Annotated in this window: 20 protein-coding genes; 8 read left to right on the top strand and 12 right to left on the bottom strand. The window is 71.9% G+C overall.

Translation table 11 applies throughout. The features are described 5' to 3' along the window. The first annotated feature begins 103 nt into the window (after positions 1-103). From ACYUED_RS03205 to ACYUED_RS03220, 4 genes are read left to right on the top strand one after another with little or no spacing between them, the layout of a single operon-like run. Complete coding sequence (locus ACYUED_RS03205; RefSeq protein WP_491290795.1) at positions 104-661, top strand: TetR/AcrR family transcriptional regulator; 558 nt, start codon at positions 104-106, stop codon at positions 659-661. A 12-nt stretch (positions 662-673) separates the two neighbouring features. Further along, the gene (locus ACYUED_RS03210; RefSeq protein ID WP_491290796.1) at positions 674-1093 is read left to right on the top strand and encodes a (R)-mandelonitrile lyase; all 420 of its coding nucleotides are present in this window, start codon (positions 674-676) and stop codon (positions 1091-1093) included. A gap of 11 nt (positions 1094-1104) precedes the next feature. Then, the gene (locus tag ACYUED_RS03215) at positions 1105-1689 is read left to right on the top strand and encodes a DUF4865 family protein (RefSeq protein ID WP_491290797.1); all 585 of its coding nucleotides are present in this window, start codon (positions 1105-1107) and stop codon (positions 1687-1689) included. Beyond that, positions 1686-2594, top strand: coding sequence for a phosphotriesterase family protein (locus tag ACYUED_RS03220; RefSeq protein ID WP_491290798.1), 909 nt, complete (start codon positions 1686-1688; stop codon positions 2592-2594). The genes ACYUED_RS03215 and ACYUED_RS03220 overlap by 4 nt, the downstream gene beginning before the upstream one ends. A gap of 31 nt (positions 2595-2625) precedes the next feature. On the opposite strand, the gene ACYUED_RS03225 is transcribed toward ACYUED_RS03220, so the two are convergent. The 5 genes from ACYUED_RS03225 to ACYUED_RS03245 form a co-directional block, all read right to left on the bottom strand. Next, positions 2626-3585, bottom strand: coding sequence for a pseudouridine-5'-phosphate glycosidase (locus ACYUED_RS03225; RefSeq protein ID WP_491290799.1), 960 nt, complete (start codon positions 3583-3585; stop codon positions 2626-2628). 123 nt (positions 3586-3708) lie between these two features. Beyond that, on the bottom strand, positions 3709-4962 hold the full coding sequence (locus ACYUED_RS03230) for a carbohydrate kinase family protein (protein WP_491290800.1): 1254 nt from the start codon (positions 4960-4962) through the stop codon (positions 3709-3711). A gap of 75 nt (positions 4963-5037) precedes the next feature. Next, positions 5038-5493, bottom strand: coding sequence for an RpiB/LacA/LacB family sugar-phosphate isomerase (locus tag ACYUED_RS03235; RefSeq protein ID WP_491294820.1), 456 nt, complete (start codon positions 5491-5493; stop codon positions 5038-5040). Between the two features lie 278 nt (positions 5494-5771). Further along, positions 5772-7010 (bottom strand): ROK family protein, encoded by a 1239-nt coding sequence (locus ACYUED_RS03240; protein ID WP_491290801.1) that lies wholly within the window; start codon positions 7008-7010, stop codon positions 5772-5774. A 36-nt stretch (positions 7011-7046) separates the two neighbouring features. Next, positions 7047-7760 (bottom strand): alpha-ketoglutarate-dependent dioxygenase AlkB family protein, encoded by a 714-nt coding sequence (locus tag ACYUED_RS03245; RefSeq protein ID WP_491290802.1) that lies wholly within the window; start codon positions 7758-7760, stop codon positions 7047-7049. An 80-nt stretch (positions 7761-7840) separates the two neighbouring features. On the opposite strand from ACYUED_RS03245, the gene ACYUED_RS03250 reads away from it, so the two are divergent. After that, the gene (locus ACYUED_RS03250) at positions 7841-8974 is read left to right on the top strand and encodes a methyltransferase (protein WP_491290803.1); all 1134 of its coding nucleotides are present in this window, start codon (positions 7841-7843) and stop codon (positions 8972-8974) included. Here ACYUED_RS03250 and ACYUED_RS03255 read toward each other — a convergent pair whose 3' ends face one another. Both ACYUED_RS03255 and ACYUED_RS03260 read right to left on the bottom strand, forming a co-directional pair. Further along, a complete protein-coding gene (locus ACYUED_RS03255; RefSeq protein ID WP_491290804.1) occupies positions 8975-9859 on the bottom strand; it encodes a class II fructose-bisphosphate aldolase in 885 nt (294 codons plus the stop codon). Between the two features lie 20 nt (positions 9860-9879). Then, complete coding sequence (locus ACYUED_RS03260; RefSeq protein WP_491290805.1) at positions 9880-10761, bottom strand: SIS domain-containing protein; 882 nt, start codon at positions 10759-10761, stop codon at positions 9880-9882. Positions 10762-10932: 171 nt separating this feature from the next. Between ACYUED_RS03260 and ACYUED_RS03265 the strand changes: the two genes are divergently transcribed. The 3 genes from ACYUED_RS03265 to ACYUED_RS03275 all read left to right on the top strand — a co-directional run bounded on the left by ACYUED_RS03265 (position 10933) and on the right by ACYUED_RS03275 (position 14444). Beyond that, positions 10933-11712, top strand: a complete 780-nt coding sequence (locus ACYUED_RS03265; protein ID WP_491290806.1) for a DeoR/GlpR family DNA-binding transcription regulator — start codon at positions 10933-10935, stop codon at positions 11710-11712. A gap of 97 nt (positions 11713-11809) precedes the next feature. After that, positions 11810-13648, top strand: coding sequence for a glycoside hydrolase family 15 protein (locus ACYUED_RS03270; protein WP_491290807.1), 1839 nt, complete (start codon positions 11810-11812; stop codon positions 13646-13648). Between the two features lie 142 nt (positions 13649-13790). Beyond that, a complete protein-coding gene (locus tag ACYUED_RS03275; RefSeq protein ID WP_491290808.1) occupies positions 13791-14444 on the top strand; it encodes a hypothetical protein in 654 nt (217 codons plus the stop codon). An 87-nt stretch (positions 14445-14531) separates the two neighbouring features. Here the strand turns inward: ACYUED_RS03275 and ACYUED_RS03280 are convergent, their stop codons facing one another. From ACYUED_RS03280 to ACYUED_RS03300, 5 genes are all read right to left on the bottom strand, one after another. Further along, entirely contained in the window at positions 14532-15515 is a 984-nt protein-coding gene (locus ACYUED_RS03280) for an alpha/beta fold hydrolase (protein WP_491290809.1), read from the bottom strand. A 132-nt stretch (positions 15516-15647) separates the two neighbouring features. Beyond that, positions 15648-16631 carry a S1C family serine protease gene (locus ACYUED_RS03285; protein WP_491290810.1) on the bottom strand — a complete coding sequence of 328 codons (984 nt, stop codon included), beginning with the start codon at positions 16629-16631 and terminating at the stop codon, positions 15648-15650. Between the two features lie 188 nt (positions 16632-16819). Then, positions 16820-17908, bottom strand: a complete 1089-nt coding sequence (locus ACYUED_RS03290; RefSeq protein ID WP_491290811.1) for a GNAT family N-acetyltransferase — start codon at positions 17906-17908, stop codon at positions 16820-16822. Between the two features lie 300 nt (positions 17909-18208). Further along, the gene (locus ACYUED_RS03295; protein ID WP_491294822.1) at positions 18209-18817 is read right to left on the bottom strand and encodes a YciI family protein; all 609 of its coding nucleotides are present in this window, start codon (positions 18815-18817) and stop codon (positions 18209-18211) included. Between the two features lie 93 nt (positions 18818-18910). Further along, entirely contained in the window at positions 18911-19258 is a 348-nt protein-coding gene (locus ACYUED_RS03300) for a hypothetical protein (protein ID WP_491290812.1), read from the bottom strand. Positions 19259-19267 lie beyond the last annotated feature (9 nt).

Raw genomic sequence — 19267 nt, forward strand, 5'->3', positions numbered from 1 at the left:
ACGGCCAGCGGCACTGCGTGTACCTCCCGGGGAGTACGCAGGGCGGTTTCTGCTGCTCCCAAAGAGCTCGACTTCTGTAACTACTAGTATGTACAGTGACTGCATGAGCACCTCGGAGCGACTGATCCAGTCCACCCGTGAGCTGCTGTGGGAGCGCGGTTACGTGGGCACCAGCCCCAAGGCGATCCTGGAGCGCTCGGGCGCCGGGCAGGGCAGCATGTACCACCACTTCAAGGGCAAGCCGGATCTCGCGCTGGCGGCGATCCGGCGGACGGCCGGCGAGCTGCGGGCCACCGCCGAGGGAGTACTCGACGGACCGGGGACGCCGTACGAGCGCATCGAGGCGTATCTGCTGCGCGAGCGTGACGTGCTGCGCGGCTGCCCCGTCGGGCGGCTGACGATGGATCCGGACGTCATCGCCAGCGCCGAGCTGCGCGCGCCGGTCGACGAGACGCTCGACGCGATCCGGGAGCTGATCGCGGGAATCGTCGAAGAGGGCAAGGAACAGGGGCAGTTCGCGCCCACGCTGGACGGTGAGGAGATCGCGGCCACCGTCCTGGCGACCGTCCAGGGCGGTTACGTCCTCGCCCGCGCGGCCGGCTCCCCCACCGCCTTCGACGCCGCCGTCCGGGGTCTGCTCTCCCTTCTCGCCCCACGTTAGGAGTTCAGGTCAGTGCACATCACCAGGAAGCGTCCCGACACCTGGCAGGGCCCGGCGGAGAACTTCACGGGCTCTGTGTGGCTCGACGAGATAGCCGCGCCCGCCGCCCCGTCCCGACTGCGCATGTTCAACGTCCACTTCACGCCCGGCGCCCGCACCGCCTGGCATCGCCATCCGCACGGCCAGGTCCTGCACGTCCTGGAGGGCGAGGGGCTGGTGCAGCGAAAGGGCGGGGCCGTCGAGGCGATCCGCGCCGGCGACACCGTGTGGATCGAGCCGGAGGAATGGCACTGGCACGGTGCCGGGCCGCGCACCTTCATGACGCATCTCGCGGTCGTCGAGGCCGCCCAGGACGGCACCACCACGGAGTGGGACGCGCACGTCGGACCGGAGGAGTACCCCGCCGACGGTTCGCAGGGCACCCCTGCCTGAGGAGGCATCCGATGCATGCCATGCAGTACGAGCTGACCCTGCCCGCCGACTACGACACGGGCATCATCCGCGGCCGTGTCGCCCGCGTCGGGCATCTGCTGGACGGCTGGGAGGGCCTCGGCTTCAAGACGTACCTGCTGCGCGAGCGCGGGGTGAACGGCTCGCCGGTCACCCAGTACGCGCCGTTCTACCTGTGGAACACCATGGAGGGCATGAACAGCTTCCTCTGGGGCGGCGCCTTCCAGGGGCTGAGCAACGACTTCGGGCGACCGTCCGTCCGACAGTGGACGGGACTGGCGTACGAGGAGGGTGGCGGCACCGGCCTCCCGGCGCGGTTCGCGGTGCGGCGGCGCCAACCGGTGCCGGAGGGCGTGGAGTTGGCCGGAGTCATGGCGGACGCGGTGCAGGAGACCGAGCGGCTGGCCGGCGAGGACGGCGCGGTGCTCGCGGCGGCGGCCGTGGACTCCCGCCGCTGGGAGCTGGTGCACTTCTCGCTGTGGGCGCACGACGCACCGAAGGCCGACGGTGACGTGTTCGAGGTGCTGCACATGTCGGCGCCGGGGCGTGACCGGTTGCCGCGCGGACAGCAGTGGTGAGCAGCGTCCGTACGGTGCTGGGCGACATGCGGCCCGAGGAGCTGGGCGTCTGCGACGCGCACGACCATCTCTTCATCAGCAGCCCGCAGCTGCCGGGCCAGGAGCTGAACGACGCCACCGCCGCGCGGGCCGAGCTGGAGGCGTTCCGTGCGGCGGGCGGGGCGAGCGTCGTGCAGTGGACCCCCGTCGGGATGGGGCGGCGCGCCGCGGACCTGCCGCTGCTGTCCCGGGCGGCCGGCGTGCACGTGGTCTGCGCGACGGGACTGCACCAAGCCGCCCACTGCATCCCGCAGTTGCTCGGCGAGCTGCGCGGCAGACTCGCCGACGTGTTCGTCTCCGAACTCACCGAGGGAATCGGCACATCGGGCGTCCGGGCCGGTCTCGTCAAGGTGGCGGGCGGCTTCCACTCGCTCGACGCGCACGCACGGTGGACGATGACGGCCGCGGCCGAGGCCCACCACGCGACGGGCGCGCCGATCGCCGTCCACCTGGAGCTGGGCACGGGCGCACTCGACGTACTGGACCTGCTGTGCGGCGAGTTGGGCGTCCCGCCGCACCGTGTGATCCTCGGCCACCTCAACCGCTCCCCCGACTTCACCGTGCAGCGCCAGGCCGCGGAGGCGGGCTGCTGGCTGGCGTTCGACGGCCCGTCCCGCGCCCATCACGCCACCGACTGGCGCATGCCGGACGCCGTACGGGCGCTCGCCGAGGCAGGGTTCGGGCATCGGCTGCTGCTCGGTGGGGACACCGTGGTCGCCGGGGCGCGGTCGGTGGACGGCGGGCCCGGGATGCCGTACCTGCTGCGCCGGGTTCGGCCACGGCTGGCGCTGGTGCTGGGCGAGGACCTGGTGGACCGCATCTTCACGGCGAACCCCGCCCTGGCGTTCGCGGTGGAGTGGCACTGACCGTATTGCCCTCTCAACGGCCTCGCACGCATCAGGGCTTGGCGTATTCGACGGCGATCCGGGCGCCGAGCCGGGCGTTGTTCTTGACCAGCGCGATGTTGGTGCGCAGGCTCTCGCCGCCGGTGAGTTCGACGATCCGGCCGAGGAGGTACGGGGTGGTGTCCTTGCCGGTGATGCCGGCCTTGTCCATCTCCGCCAGGGCCTGGGAGATGACGCCGTCCATGCGCTCGGCCGGCACCTCCTCGTCCTCGGGCACCGGGTTGGCGATGCTGAGACCGCCGGGAATGCCGAGGTCCCAGCGGGCGTGCATCACGGCGGCGATCTCGGCCGGGGAGTCCACGCGCATGGGCGAGGTGAAGCCGCTGCGGCGCGAGTAGAACGCCGGGAACTCGTCCGTGCCGTAGGTCAGGACCGGGACGCCGAGGGTTTCCAGGGTCTCCAGGGTCAGGCCGATGTCGAGGATGCTCTTGACGCCCGCGCTGATCACCGCGACGCCCGTCGCTGCCAGTTCCGTCAGGTCGGCGCTGATGTCGAACGTCGTCGGGGCGCCCCGGTGCACCCCGCCGATGCCGCCGGTGACGAAGGTGCGGATGCCCGCGAGGGCCGCCAGCCGCATGGTCGCCGCGACGGTCGTCGCGCCGTGGGTGCCGCGCGCGACGACGTACGCGAGGTCACGGACGCTGGCCTTGGTGACGTCCGGCGCGGTCGCGAGGAGCTCCAGGTCCGCGGGCGTCAGCCCGATGCGGGGCCGGCCGTGCAGGACGGCGATCGTCGCGGGGACGGCACCGCCGTCGCGGATGATCTGCTCGACCTCGACGGCCATCTCCACGTTCTGCGGATACGGCATGCCGTGGCTGATGATCGTCGACTCCAGCGCCACGACGGGACGCCCGTCGCGCAGCGCCTCGCGGACCTCGTCGGTCAGCACCAGGCGCGGATGCGGGGCCGCGGTCGCGGGCATCGGGGCGGGGGTTGGGGTGGGCGTGGTCATCTCTGGCTCCGCATCTGGTCGTTCAGGGGGCGGGGGGTGGCCGGGGGGTTTCGGGCCCAGGGCTTCGGGGCCCGGGGGGTTCATGCCTGTCAGGCAGCCGCACGCGTCAGTCGGGTCGGTCGGTCAGACCGTTCGGCTCGGTTGGGCCGACGCGTCCGTGAGGTCGCCCGAGCCGGCCGCGGCGTCCGGGCCGTTCGGGACGGTCGAGGCGGACGGGCCGGCCCCGGTGGCCCCAGCGGTCGGGGCGGCACGGCCGGTCGGTTTCGTCAGTGGGCCGGTCAGTGTGTCCTCGATCAGGCGTGGGGTCAGGTCGGGGCGTACGGTCGCCGGGCTCGCGACCGTCAGGGCTGCGGCGGCGTGCCCGTAGCGGGCGGCGTCCAGCGGCCCGCCGCCCGCCAGCAGCGCGTGGACGAAAGCGGCGAGCATCGCGTCCCCGGCGCCGGTGACGTCCGCGACCTCCGCGGGCGGCGCGGTCAGGAACGTCGCGTCCCCGCCCGCGGTGCTCAGGACACTGCCGCGCGCCCCGAGCCGTACCCACACGTGCCGCACGCCGCGCGCGTGCAGGGTGGCGGCGGCCGCCGTCACCTCGGCCTCGCTGTCGCCGACGGGGTGGCCGAGGAGGGCCCGGAGTTCGTCGAGGTTCGGTGTGAGCGCGAAGAGCGGCCGACGGGCGGTGAGCAGCGGAGCGAGCAGGGCTGCCTTGGGGGCACTGACCGGGTCCATCACCACCGGTACGTCGGCGGTCCGTGCGACGTCCATCGCGTGGGCCAGCACCCCGGCCGGCAGATTCCCGTCCAGGACCAGCATGTCGGCGTGGGCGATCAGTTCACGCGCCGGGTGCAGGTCCTCCGGCGCCAGTGCTTCGGTGGCGGCCATGTCCGCCACCGCGACGACCAGGTCCCCGTCGGCGTCCAGGACCGCCGTGTAGGTCCCGGTCGGATGGGCACCGCGGTGCACGTGGTCGAGGCGTACGCCTGCCGCCGCGGTCTCCGCGAGCAGGCGCTCGCCCGCCGGGTCCCGGCCGACGGCGGCGATGAGATGCGTCGGGGTGCCCAGCCGCGCCAAGTTCTCCGCGATGTTGCGGCCCACGCCGCCCGCGGTGGTGCCGGCCCGCCCCGGATTGCTCGTCCGCTGCCGTACGGGTGCCAGGCTGCGTACCTTCACGTCGACGTTGGCTCCGCCGACGACCACGACCGCGTTCTCCTCGCGGAGGATGTAGCCGCGGCCGAGGATGGCACCCTTCTTGCCCAGGTTGGACAGGTGAACGTTCACCGCGGCCCGGGTGGTGCCGAGGGCGTCGGCGATCGCCTGCGGCCCGGCGAGCGGGTCGCGGCGCAGCAACGCGATGATCTCGCGCTCCCGCTGGGTCACCATCATGCTGACTAAACTAAAGCGCCTTTATTGGAGTAAGCAAGAGGTGGTCGCCGGCCGCTTGGGCGACGGCGCGCCCGGTCAGTCGGTGTTCCTGCCGAGGTCGAGTTGCCCCACGCGCCGCACGTTCCGGCGGTCCTCGGGGTCCTCACTGGCCTCGGCCGCGAACCAGGCGTCGAGGATCTCCTTGAGCAGCGGCTCGGACGTCAGGCGCAGGCTGAGCGCCAGCACGTTGGCGTCGTTCCAGCGGCGGGCTCCGTCCGCCGTGTACGCGTCGGTGCACAGGGCGGCCCGTACGCCGGGCACCTTGTTCGCGGCGATGGAGGCCCCCGTGCCGGTCCAGCAGCACACGACCGCCTGGGCCGCGGTCCCCGTGGCGACCTCGCGGGCCGCGGCCTCCGAGCACGCGGCCCACTGGGGGTCGTCGCCGGGGCTCAGCGCCCCGTGGGCCACCACCTCGTGGCCGCGCCTGCCCAGTTCCGCGACGAGCGAGCGCGCCACGGGTTCGTCCATGTCCGAGGAGACGGAGATCCGCATGCTCCGGAGCCTAGCGCCGTGGGGCTCACGCCCCCAGTGCGCGGGCGAGCGAGCAGGTTCGGCGGTTGTGCGTGCCCGTCCGCGCGAAGACGGACTCAGATGGTCCTGCACGGTGTGCTCGGTGACGTACACGCTCCGGGTCAGGGTGTGGCTGTCGGCGCCCATGGCGAGCATGCCGAACCGGGCCAGGCGCTCGCCCAGCGGTGCCTCCTCGACGGCGACGGCGATCGGGCGCCTCCTGGAGCCGGCCAAGGAGGACAGCCGAGGACGGCTGACCCTCAGGTCAGTGCCCCCAGCGGATCGTCCAGCACCGGCTGCCACGCCAACTCGGCCGCACCGACAAGGCTGTTGTGGTCGAGGGTGCAGGCCAGGATGGGGACGCCGCCGCTCTGACCCCACAGACTGCGGTCGGCGACCACGGCGCGCAGCCGGTCGGGGTCGGCGTCGAGGAGCGTGCCGTGGAGACCGCCGAGGATGATGCGGTCGGGGTTGAGGATGTTCACCAGGCCGGCGAGACCGAGGCCGAGGCGGTCGATGAGGGCCTCGGTGGCCGTGCGGATCGACGGGTCGTCGTAGTGGTTGCGGATCAGGTCGATGGCCTGCTGGAGGAGCGAGACCTCGGGGCCCGGCTCGCGGCCGGCCGCCGTGAGCAGCGCCAGCGGATCGGCCTCCACGTCGAGGCAGCCGCGGCTGCCGCAGTGGCAGGGGCGGCCCTCGGGGTTGACGGTGAGGTGGCCGACCTCCAGGGCGAGGCCCGAACTGCCCGTGTGCAGGCGGCCGTCGAGCACCAGCGCGCCGCCCACCCCGCGGTGGCCGGTGGCCACGCACAGCAGGTCCCGGGCGCCGCGGCCCGCCCCGTGCCGGTGCTCGGCGAGGGCGGCGAGGTTGACGTCGTTGCCGGCGAAGGCGGGACCAGTGATCCCGGCCTCGCGCACGCACTCCGCGAAGATCCGGCGTACGGGCGCGCCCACGGGCCACGCCAGGTGCAGGGGGTTGAGGGCCAGGCCGTCCGGCTCGGCGACCGCGGACGGTACGGCGAGTCCGGCACCGACGCAGTGCCTTCCCGTCGAACGCAGCAGCTCGGCGCCCGCTTCCACGACCGAGCCGAGGACCTTCGCCGGGTCGGCGTCGACGGTCTCGCAGCCGGGCGCCGTGGCGACGATGCTGCCGCCCAGGCCGACCAGCGCCGCCCGGAACCCGTCGGCGTGCACCTGCGCCGCGAGGACGACCGGGCCGTCAGCGGCGACCGCGAGCCGGTGCGAGGGCCTGCCCTGCGAGCCGGCCGCCGCTCCGGGCCGGGCGTCGACGCGGATCAGCCCGAGCGCTTCCAGTTCGGCGGCGACCGCGCCGGCCGTGGCCCGGGTGACGCCGAGTTCGGCGGTGAGCACGGCCCGGGTGGGCGCGCGTCCGGTGTGCACGAGCTCCAACGCGGGCCCGAGCGCGCCGCGCCCCCGGTCCAGCCGCGCCCTCGAGGTGGTTCCTTCCCCCGTCGGCCGGGGGTCCGCCTTGCCGCTCATGAGGGCGAGTCTCCCATGATCCGCGCATTCCCCGGCCTACAGGCCGCTGATCCGGAGCGTGATGTTCAGACGTCCGGTCAGTCCCAACTCGGGCGGTGCGGTGCCCGCGTGCACCCGGGGAACGCCGTGGTACGCGAGCCGGGACGGGCCACCGAACACGAACAGGTCGCCGCTGCGCAGTTCGACGTCCGTGTAGGGCTTGGTGCGGGTCTCGGTGTTGCCGAAACGGAAGACGCAGGTGTCGCCGAGGCTCAGGGACACCACGGGCGCGTCCGACGTCTCGTCGCTGTCGCGGTGCATGCCCATGCGGGCGTCGCCATCGTAGAAATTGATCAGTGCTATGTCATACGGAACCCATGTCGGTGCCTCTACCCCTGCCCCTGCCCCTGCCCCTGCCCCTGCCGGTGGTACGTCACGTGCCACCGCAGGCGGCGTCCCCAGCGCGTCGGCAACCGCCTGCCGCCCCAGCTCGTCCAGCCACCCCGGAAACGGCTTCACCGGAGCACCGTCACCGTCCACGACCGTGTCGGCATAGCCGTACGGATACCAGTGCCGGCCCAGGCAGACCTGGCGTGCGGTCATCGTGCCGCCGCCCGGTGTGCGGACGGTACGCAGGCCGGCCGGTGGCCGGGCCCAGGCCCGGCACGCGTCCAGCAGCTCCCGCTGCCGCCCCGCGTCCAGCCAGTCCGGCACATGCACCGCGCCCGGCGCGATCTCCTCACGAGCCCTGGGGAACAGCTCGGCATCCATGCGCCCCATCCTGCCCGACGGGCCGCGCGACGGGTTCTGAGCTGGGGCTCGGCTAGCCTTGAGGCACGATGGACGACCGTATGACGACGCCGTGGGGCGAGTTCGCGCTGGCCCGTTTCCCCGAGGACCCGCGCGAGAGGCTGCGCGCCTGGGACGCCTCCGACGCCTACCTGCTCAGGCACCTGGCAGACGAGCAGGTCCCGCTGTCCGGCACGGTCGTGGTCCTGGGTGACCGCTGGGGCGCTCTGGCCACCGCGCTCGCGGCGCAGGGGCCCGTGCAGATCACCGACTCGTTCCTGGCGCAGGAGGCGACGCGGGCGAACCTGGCGCGGGCCGGCGTCGCGACCGGTGCCGTGCGGCTGCTCACCACCCAGGACCCGCCGCCCGACCGCGTCGACGTCCTCCTGGTGCGGGTGCCCAAGAGTCTCGCGCTGCTGGAGGACCAGTTGCTGCGGCTGGCACCGGCGGTGCACGAGGGGACGGTGGTCGTCGGCACCGGCATGGTGAAGGAGATCCACACCTCGACGCTGCAGCTCTTCGAGCGGATCCTGGGACCGACCCGCACCTCTCTGGCGGAGAAGAAGGCCCGGCTCGTCTTCTGCAGGCCGGACGCGTCGCTTGCGCGCCCCGCGAACCCGTGGCCGTACAGCTACGCCCTGCCCGGCGGTGTCGGCCCGGCCTCGGGGCGCACCGTGGTCAACCACGCGGGTGTGTTCTGTGCCGACCGGCTCGACATCGGCACCCGCTTCTTCCTGCAGCATCTGCCGGCCGCACGCCCCGACCGGCGGGTGGTGGACCTGGGCTGCGGCAACGGGGTGGTGGGTACGGCGGTGGCGGTGGCCGATCCGACGGCCGAGGTGCTGTTCGTGGACGAGTCGTTCCAGGCCGTGGCCTCGGCGGAGGCGACGTACCAGGCGAACGGGGTGCGGGGGATCGCGGAGTTCCGGGTCGGGGACGGGCTGACCGGGGTGCCGGACGGCAGTGTCGACCTCGTGCTCAACAATCCGCCGTTCCACTCGCACCAGGCGACGACGGACACGACGGCCTGGCGGATGTTCACCGGGGCGCGGCGTGTGCTGCGGCCCGGCGGCGAGCTGTGGGTGATCGGCAACCGGCACCTCGGCTACCACGTCAAGTTGCGCAAGGCCTTCGGCAACAGTCAACTGGTCGCGAGTGACCCGAAGTTCGTGGTCCTGAAGGCCGTCAAGGAGTGATCACGCCGGTGGGCGGCCAACGGTCCGGATGATTCCGGTCACCGCCCGCACCATCGCCTCCCTCCCCACGCTCAGGTACTTGCGCGAGTCGACCGCCTCGGGATGGGCGGCGAGGAAGTCGCGGATCGCGCCGGTCATGGCGATGTTGAGGGCGGTGCCGACGTTCACCTTGGCGATGCCGCCCGCGACCGCCGCGGCCAGTTCCTCGTCCGGCACTCCGGAGGAGCCGTGCAGGACGAGGGGCACGTCCAGGGCGGCGGCCAGCCGCTTGAGGAGGCCGTGGTCGAGGGTGGCGGTGCGGGTGGTCATGGCGTGCGTGCTGCCGATGGCCACGGCGAGGGCGTTCACCCCGGAGGCGGCGACGAAGGCGCGGGCCTCGGCGGGGTCGGTGCGGGCGCCGGGGGCGTGGGCGTCCAGCGGGGGCGCGGCACAATTCTCCCGCCCGCCGGGCCCCGCCTTGCCGCCGATCTGTCCCAACTCGGCCTCGATCCAGAGGCCTTGGGCGTGTGCCCAGTCGACGGCGGCGCAGGTCGCGGCGAGGTTCCGGTCATAGGGCAGGCGGGCCGCGTCGTACATCACGGAGCTGAACCCGGCGTCCGCGGCCTGGCGCAGCAGATCGTCGCTCTGGACGTGGTCGAGGTGCAACGCGACGGGCACAGTGGCGCGTTCGGCGGCGGCGACGGCCGCGCGGGCGAGCGGGAGCAGTCGGCCGTAGCGGAACTTGACGGCGTTCTCGCTGACTTGGAGGACGACGGGGGCCTCGGCCGACTCGGCGCCGGCGATGACGGCCTCGACGTGTTCCAGGGTGATGATGTTGAAGGCGGCGACGGCGGAGTGCTCGGCGCCGGCCCGGGTGACGAGTTCGCCGGTGGTGACGAGGGGCACGGTCAATCCCTTCCGGTATGTCAGGGGGCGAGGATCACCGAGCGGGTGAGGTGGCGGGGCCGGTCCGGGTCGAGGCCGCGGGCCGCGGCGACGGCGACCGCGAGGCGCTGGGCGCGGACCAGTCCGGCGAGCGGGTCGAGCCCGTCGGCCACCCACAACCCACCGGTGGCGCGCACCTGTTCGGGCAGGCCCTCAGGGGCCTCGCCGAGCATCCAGGCCGCTGTGCCCTGGGTGGTGATGCTGATGGGGCCGTGCCGGTACTCCATCGCCGGGTAGGCCTCGGTCCAGGCGAGGGAGGCCTCGCGCATCTTCAGCCCGGCCTCGTTGGCCAGGCCGACCGTCCAGCCCCGGCCCAGGAAGGTGAACTGCGTGCAGGCGACGAGTCCTTCGGGCAACGGGGTCGCCAGGGCGGTGCGGGCGTCGTCGACGACGGCGTCGGTGTGGAGGCCGAGATGGGCGCGCAGCAGGGTCAGGGCGGTGGTCGCGAACCGCGTCTGAACGACGGACCGTTCGTCGGCGAAGTCCAGCACGACGACGTCGCCGGCGGCGGCCATGACCGGTGTGTCCGGGTCGGCGGTGATCGCGGTCGTCCGTGTGCGCCCCTTCAACTGGCCGAGTAGTTCGAGGACTTCGGTGGTGGTGCCGGAGCGGGTGAGGGCCAGGACACGGTCGTAGGCGCGGCCGTGGGGGAACTCGGAGGCGGCGAAGGCGTCCGTCTCACCCTGCCCGGCGCTCTCGCGCAGTGCGGCGACCGCCTGCGCCATGAAGTACGAGGTGCCGCACCCGACGATCGCGACCCGCTCACCCGGCACCGGAAGCGCCCCGCCGTGCCGGGCCGCCTCCGACGCGGCCCGTATCCAGCACTCGGGCTGGCTCTTCAGCTCGTCCTCGACATGCGTCATGCCGGACCCTCCCTTGCCCTGACCCCTGGCCTGATTGGTTTCCTTGGTTCCCATGACTTGATTGTTCCTGCAAGATATAGCGAGTTTTCGAGCAGAATCAAGCATTCGAGCGCAGACGGGGTGCGCTAAGGTCGCCGGGAGATCGAGGAGCGGGAGGAACGGAGCGTGGGCATGTCGCGGGACGCCCGCTGGAAGGCGCTGCTGGAGCTGCTGGTGGAGCGCGGCCGACTGGACGTCGAGGACGCGGCCGCCGAGCTGGAGGTCTCGGCCGCGACGATCCGGCGCGACTTCGACCAGCTCGCCGAGCAGCAGATGCTGGACCGCACCCGGGGTGGCGCGGTCGTGCACGGAGTGTCGTACGAACTGCCGCTGCGCTACAAGACGGCCCGGCACGCCTCCGAGAAGCAGCGGATCGCGAAGGCCGTGGCCGATCTCGTCGCGCCCGGCGAGGCGGTGGGGCTGACCGGCGGCACCACCACGACCGAGGTGGCGCGCGCGCTCGCCGTCCGCAGCGATCTCGCTTCCGGGTCTCCGGCGCTCACGGTCGTCACGAACGCGCTCAACATCGCCAACGAGCTTGCCGTGCGCCCTCAGTTCAAGATCGTGGTGACCGGCGGGGTCGCGCGCCCGCAGTCGTACGAGCTGATCGGGCCGCTCGCGGACGGTGTGCTCGGCCAGATCACCCTCGATGTGGCCGTGCTCGGCGTGGTCGCCTTCGACGCCGCACACGGTGCCGCCGCGCACGACGAGGCGGAGGCCGCGATCAACCGACTGCTGTGCGAGCGCGCCGAGCGGGTGATCGTCGCAGCGGACTCCAGCAAGCTGGGCCGGCGGGCGTTCGCCCGGATCTGCGCGGCCGAGTCGGTGGGCACCCTCGTCACGGACTCGGCGGCGAGCCCGGACACGCTACGCGGCTTCGAGGAGGCGGGGATCACCGTCGTCGCGGTCTGACCCCCGCAGTACGCCCTGCCCCGAGCGATCCTCGCGCCCACGTGCCCGAGTCCGCCTAGGCTGGGAGCGGGACGCGGGTCGGAGCAGGGAGGCTGCGATGAGCTCGGAAGCGATCGACCAGGGCGCCCCCGGGGGTGCCCCCCGATATCTGCCGATCGCAGAGCACGGTCTGATCGGCGACCTGCGCAGTGTGGCCCTGGTGGGCACCGACGGCACGATCGACTGGTACTGCTGCTCGGCCTTCGACGCGCCGAGCGTCTTCGCGGCGATCCTGGACGCCGAGCGCGGCGGGTCCTTCGAGCTGGCGGCGGCCGTCCCGGCGAGGACCAAGCAGTTCTACTTCCCCGACACGAACGTCCTGATCACCCGCTTCTTCACCGAGGACGGCGTCGGTGAGGTGCAGGACTTCATGCCGGTCAACGGCGGGGGCGTGGAGACCGAGCGGCACCGGGTGATCCGGCGGGTCGTGTGCGTGCGCGGCTCGATCCCCTTCCGCACCCGGGTCGCCCCGCGGTTCGACTACGGCACCCGGCCGCACGTCCTGCGCATGGCCGGCGGGTCGGCGGTCTTCGAGTCCGAGGGGCTGTCGCTCGCGCTGTCGGCGACCGTGCCGCTGGAGGCGGACGGGCTCGACGCGCGGGCCGACTTCAAGCTGTCCGAGGGCGAGACGGCGGTGTTCGCGCTGGACCAGGTGGGCGGTGACGTGGAGCCGCGCCGGTGTGCGAAGACCGAGGCCGAGGAGCAGTTCGGCACGACGGTGGCGTACTGGCGGCGGTGGCTGTCCGCCTCCAAGTACCGTGGCCGCTGGCGGGAGATGGTGCACCGCTCCGCCCTCACCCTGAAGCTGCTCACCTACGCGCCCACCGGCGCGATCGTGGCCGCGCCGACGACGAGCCTGCCCGAGGAGCTGGGCGGCGAACGCAACTGGGACTACCGGTACGTGTGGGTGCGCGACGCCGCCTTCTGCGTGTACGCGCTGCTGCGGCTCGGCTTCACCGAGGAGGCCGAGGCGTTCATGAAGTTCCTCACCCAGTACGTCAGTCCGTGCGCCGACGGACAGTCCGCTCCCTTGCAGATCATGTACGGCATCGACGGACGCACCGACCTCACCGAGCGCGAACTCGACCACCTGGAAGGGCATTTCGGCTCCGCACCGGTACGGGTCGGCAACGCGGCCGCCGACCAGCTCCAGCTCGACATCTACGGCGCGCTCATCGACTCGATCTACCTCTACGACAAGTGGGCCAAGCCCATCTCCAGCGACCAGTGGGACGACGTGTGCACGCTGGTGGAATGGGTGTGCGCGCACTGGGACCAGCCCGACGAGGGGGTCTGGGAGACCCGCGGAGGCCGCAAGAACTTCCTGTACTCGCGGCTGATGTGCTGGGTGGCGATCGAGCGGGCGATCCGGATGGCCAACCGGCGTGGCCTGCCCGGCGACCTGCCCCGCTGGCGGCAGGCCCGCGACACGATCTACCGGCAGATCATGAAGCGGGGCTGGTCGCAGAGCCGGCAGGCGTTCATCCAGCACGAGGACGGCGACGTGCTGGACGCGTCCGTCCTGATGATGCCGCTGACGAAGTTCATCGCGCCCACCGACCCCAAGTGGCTGTCCACACTGGACGCCCTCACCCACGAGCTGGTGTCCGACTCCCTCGTCTACCGCTACGACCCACTGGCCAGCCCCGACGGACTGCGCGGAGACGAAGGCACCTTCTCGATCTGCTCGTTCTGGTACGTCGAGGCCATGGTGCACGCCGGGCGCATCGACGAGGCGCGCCTCGCCTTCGAGAAGATGCTCACCTATGCCAACCATCTCGGCCTGTACGCCGAGGAGATCAGCCACACCGGCGAGCAACAGGGCAACTTCCCCCAGGCGTTCACGCATCTGGCACTCATCAGTGCGGCGTTCAACCTGGACCGGGCCCTCGGCTGAGGACCCCCGGGGGAGGTGTCGGCAGCACCACCCCGCATCCGCCGCCCAGGCCCAGGGACGCGGAGCCCCGCGGCAGGAAGGATTCATGACGTCGGCAAAGGGACCGACTCGCAATCCACCTCTCCAGCTCGGGGGAAGAACAATGAACGAAGTTCTCGCCAGGCGCCTGACGGGCGTCGCCGGTATCGCCGCCGCGACCGCGCTCATCGTCGAAGTGCCCCTGTACTTCGTCTACTCGGGCCCGCCGCCGGACGCGAACGTCCTGGCCCGGCTGCTCCTCGGGATCATCGGCCTCGCATGCCTGGTCCTGTTCGTGACGGCATTCCGTGAACTGGTCAAGCGCACACGTCCCGACTACGAGTGGGCGGGTTCGCTGGCCTACACCACCGGGCTGGTCTACGCGACGATCACCCTGGTCTCCATGGGCCTGGAGGCCGGCGCGGTCATTGCCACCGACCATCCGATCGATCCGACGATCACCGTCAACGGCACGTACATCCTCTACGGATCGATCTCCCGGCTGATGCTCGGCCTCTTCCTGACCACGGTCGGTTACACCGTCGCACGCACCGGCATGCTGCCGCGCTGGATCAGCCGCTCGGCGTACGTCCTCGCAGCGATCAACCTGGCGTTCGTGCCGTCCCTGTTCTTCGGCAACACTCCCGCGAACTTCTATGCGGCGAACGGCTGGGGCACGACCGCCCTGATGGGGGCGATCCTCAGCTACTGGCTGCTGGCCGTCGGAATCTCCACCTACCGAAGCTCCACGCGCCTGCGCGGCGCCCTCGCCGCGTAGCCTCGGGAACCGGTCATCGAGCGGGCGGGACAGCGATCAGCTGTCCCGCCCGTCCGCATGTGTCTTCACACCGCGCTTTGACGGACATCAGACGTCGAGGGAGCCGAGCCAGTCGATCAGGATCCGGTTGATCTCCTCGGGGCGCTCCTGCTGGATCCAGTGGCCGCAGCCTTCGAGGATGTGGGAGGAGGCCAGACCGGGAAGGGTGGCGGGGTACGCCTCGATCGCGTCCGACAGCCAGGTGGTGGACGCGTCGAGGGACCCGCCCACGAAGAGCGAAGGCTGTGTGACGGGGGCGCCGTGGTGGGCGGCCAGGTCCTCCCAGTCCCGGTCCATGTTCCGATAGCGGTTCAGGGCCCCGGTCAGGCCGGTCCGCTCGAACTCCTCGGCGTAGACGTCGAGTTCGTGCTCACCGAGCCAGTCCGGCAGTCCGTCCCCCGGGAACCTGTCGCGCAGCGTCCCGCCGCGGCCGACGAAGTGCGGATCGGGCGCGCCGGGTGCGGGCATCGTGTCGGCCGACAGGGCGGCGTAGAAGCCGGCGAGCCAGCCCCGGACGTCGGGTTCGATCTCCGCCTCGGCACGGCCGGGCCGCTGGAAGTACGAGACGTAGAACTCCTCCTCTCCGCCCATCGCCGCGAAGACCTCACTGGGCCTCGGGCCGCCGGGCGGGGTGTAGGGCACGCTCAGCAGGCCGACCGCACGGAACACGTCGGGCCGGAGCAGAGCCGAGGTCGCGGCGATGGTCGCGCCCCAGTCGTGCCCGACGATCACCGCGGACCGCTCACCGAGGGCGTCGACCACGGCCGCGTTGTCCGCCACCAGGTCGAGCATCCGGTACGCCGCCACGTCCCCGGGTGTGGAGGAGCGCCCGTAGCCGCGCACGTCGAGGGCCACGGCACGGTGGCCCGCGGCGGCCAGGGCCGGCAGCTGGTGCCGCCACGAGTACCAGGACTCCGGGAAACCGTGCACGAGCACCACCAGGGGTCCACTGCCCTGCTCCACCAGGTGCGTACGGCCGCCCGGTGTGGGCACCAGGCGGTGGGTGCGGTCGGCGTCGCGGGTCTGCGGCATGGTTCCTCCCGGGGCGAGCGTGACCAGGTGCGTGGACGACGATCATCCGGCGGACCGGACTCCGAGGGCGCTGTCTGTTGCTGTTTCGGCAACACGGCCGGGTCCCCCGGGGAGAGTGTGTGCCGCTCGGCCTCAGTCGTCGGCGACCAGCTCCGCGGGCGTGGCGATGACGTCGACGAGGGCGTCGCCGCGCAGCGCGGTCAGGGGGAGCGGCCGGCCGATGGCGTCCTCGAGCATCAGTCGCTGCAGTGCCTGTGCGCTGGTGACCGGTGCGCCGTGGGCGGTGATCAGCAGGTCGCCGTCCCGGAGGCCGGCGCGGGCGGCCGGGGAGGCGGGCACGACCTCGATGATCCGCAGGCCCGTGGGCCGGCCGGTGCGGGCCCGCAGCAGCGGTGGCAGCGGGGCGGGGATGCCGGCGAGGCCGAGGTAGGCGCGGCGGACCCGGCCCTCGGAGAGCAGGGTCGCGATGATCCGGCGGCTGGTGCCGTTCACCGGGACGGCCAGGCCGAGGCCGACGTCGGCGATGGCGGTGTTGATGCCGACGACCCTGCCGTCGGCCGTGGCGAGGGCGCCACCCGAGCTGCCCGGATGGAGGGTGGCGTCGGTCTGGACGACGTCGTCGATGACGCGGGTGGCCTTGCCCGCGCTCGCCGGCAGCGACCGGCCCAGCGCGCTGACCACGCCGGCGGTGACGCTGCCGGTCAGTCCGAGCGGATTGCCGACGGCCACGACCAGCTGCCCCACCCGCAGGGCGTCGGCCTCGCCGAGCCTGACCGGGGGCGGGGTCGGTCCGTCGGCACGGACCACGGCGAGATCGGAGAGCGGATCGGCGCCGATCACATGGAAGGGGGTGGTCGTGCCGTCGGCGAAGGACGCCGTACCGGCGTCGGAGTGCCCGACGACATGGGCGTTGGTGAGCAGGAAGCCGTCATCGGTGAAGACCACCGCGGAACCGGTCCCCTGCACGAATCGCCCGCTGGGGCGACGGTGCGCGACGTTCAGTGCCGCCACCTTCGGCGTGAGCTCGGCGGCGACCGAGGTGACGATCTGCGAGTAGGAGTCCAGTGCGGCCCGCTCCTCGTGGGAGCGGTCGGGCCCGGAGAGTGTGTCGGCCACGGATCGACCTTTCCGCTTACCCAAGGGCTGTGTTACATGCTTACACCCTTGCTCCGGCAGGCGGTCCGGACTTCGCTGCCGGCTGACGCCGACGGTCATCGGCGTCAGCCGGCAACCGTCGACCCGGGCAGCCGGCGCCGCGGATGGCCGTCGATGTGCGCTCAGCGGGCGCGGGGCCCCGCGGCGGCTCAGTCCGCCCGTCTCGACGTGCGCAGTGTGCCGACCGTCCTCAGCAGACGGTCGGCGGGGGCGCGCAGCTCGGGATGGGCGTTGACCGTGTTCCGCAGGCCCCGCACGGGTCTGCGCCACAGCCGGTGGGCCGCGGCGACCGGGTGGGGGCGGCTGGCGAATCCTTCCGCCACGCGCAGCTCCCGGGTCTTGAGCCAGTCCTTGTACTCCTTGTCGCCGCGCCCCAGGTCCATGAGCGTGATCCCGTGCCGGGCCGCCGCCTCCGCCGTCCGCAGGTGCATCATCAGCCCGGGCGAGTAGTAGTGGAGATCGGGGTCGTACGCGGTGAACCAGGCGGCGAGCACCGTGCGCGATCTGGGCCCGAAGTGCGCCGCGACCGGCCGGTCACCGGCGTACAGCACCGACAGCACACCGGTGAAGTGCTCCTCCCGGACCTGGTGGAGATGGTTCACCAGGTCGACGATCCACGGCCGGGCGAAGCGGTCCATCCGGCCCGTCCTGCGGTACTGGGCGGACTTCCACTGCATGAGCCGGTGCAGCATCCGCGGATCACGCTCGTCGAACTCGAAGCGCAGCTCGCCCACGTCCCGCCCGATGCGACGCTCCTTCTTCAGCGTCGTCTTGGCCAGTCCCGGATACGCGCCGCGCAGCCATGGGGCGTAGCCGCTCTCGTCGGGCTTCAGGTCGACGACCGGAGAGGCGAACATGCCCGTGACATGGCGCCCGAACGGCTTCTGTTCCTCCACGAGATGATCGAACTCGAAGATGGACAGGCCACAGGCCTTCAGCAGCTCCTGGGCCTCCCAGGTGACTCCGGGGCGGTGCACGAGCGCCTGGCAGTCGGAGAGGCCGAGACCTATGGCCTTGCCGACGCCGAAGGCATTGCGTTCGAATGGGAGGAAGCCGGCCGGCCGCCCGTCCTCACGCAGGACCGCGACCCTGGTTCCGGCGCGGTAGCGGCCGATCCCGAGCGCGAACTCCGGCGCCAGGAAAGGGTTGGCGTATTCGGGCGACTCGTCCATCGCACGGTGCCAGGCCGCGCGCAGAGAGGCGTTCAGTTCGTCGACTCTGTGGATCGTGACGTCCACGTCAGATCATCCGCCCTTCCACAGGCTCCGCGAGTGACGTTCCGACCGCGGCACAGGCCGGTAGAGCGTGTGGACCCCTGTTCACTGATCGCATCGGCGACCGCTCCCCCCGTGACGTCCCCCCGCGGCGCATGGTCCGCGTCCTACCACTTCTCTGAGTATCAGCCGATTCCGCGCCGTGTACACGGTCGTTCCGCGGTCGACCCTCAGGTTCCGAACTGTACGCCGAGGACCAAACGTCGCGAAACAGTACGCATGTTGTCAAGAGCGCCTGCCGCAACAAAAGACCGCGGACCGCCGCTAGGCCGCAGGCCGCCCGCCGAACTCCCAGTCGTGGATCTCGACGCTCTCGTAGAGGCCTTCGCGGGCGTACGGCTCGTCCGCCATCATCGCCTCGGCGGCGCTCCTGTCCCGCAGCTCGACCAGGAGGGCCGTGCCCGTCCATGCGCCGCCGTCCAGGGACAGCAACGGGCCGTAGGCGATGAGGTGTTCGCGGTAACCGCGATCGAGGTACCGGTGGTGGGCCGCGTCCAGGGGCGCGTGGGCCGTGGTCGTGCCTGGCTTGCCGTGCGCGATGATCAGGAAACGTCGATGTCCGGCCGTTGCCCCCGTGAACTCCCACATGGTGCGGCCCAGGACGTTCCGCCAGCGCCGTACCAGCACCTCTTCCTCGTAGACACCGGCCTTGTGGTTGGGTTCTTCGAACGCGAACTCGTGCGCGGCCGCCTCGTCGGGCAGGCCGACGATGTGCATGCTGCCGGTGACCGCGGTGCCGTCTGCGGTGAACGTGGGGCCGCGCGCGATCATCGTGTCGGCGTACCGGTCCATGAACGCCCAGTGATCTTCGGTCAGTTCCGACCGCAGTGCCCACGTTCCCGGCCGGTCCCGGCAGTAGAAGAAGTAGTCCACGTCACCCCTTGGAAGGATCATGCTGTCCTCGGCACAGTAGTGGCGATCGGGACGGCGGGCATCGCGATTCACCCCAGGAGCGCCGCCACGGCTTCAGCCTCCGGCGGCGCCCTTGTGCTGAGCGCCGACGAACGCCAGGGCCTCCCGGGCGAGGGACGACCAGGTCAGGAGGGAGGCCGGGGAGAGGCTGAACCACTCCTTCATGGGCGTGCCCTTGTTGGCGTCGAAGTTGTCTCCCTCGCCCGCGTCGACCAGCGCGTCCACCCGCTCCTTGGGGAGCTTCACCACCAGCCGTCCGCGGACCAGCATCGCGAAGATCTTGCTGTGCACCCGCAGTGCGGTCCTGCCGAAGCCGGAGCCGGAGCCGCCGGGCGGAGTGACCCCGGGGAGGCCGAGCAACTCGGTCACCAGGTCGTCGAACTGTTCCTCCGCCGGTGTCATGGCCGTCCT

The organism is Streptomyces sp. DF42 (genome assembly GCF_058267695.1).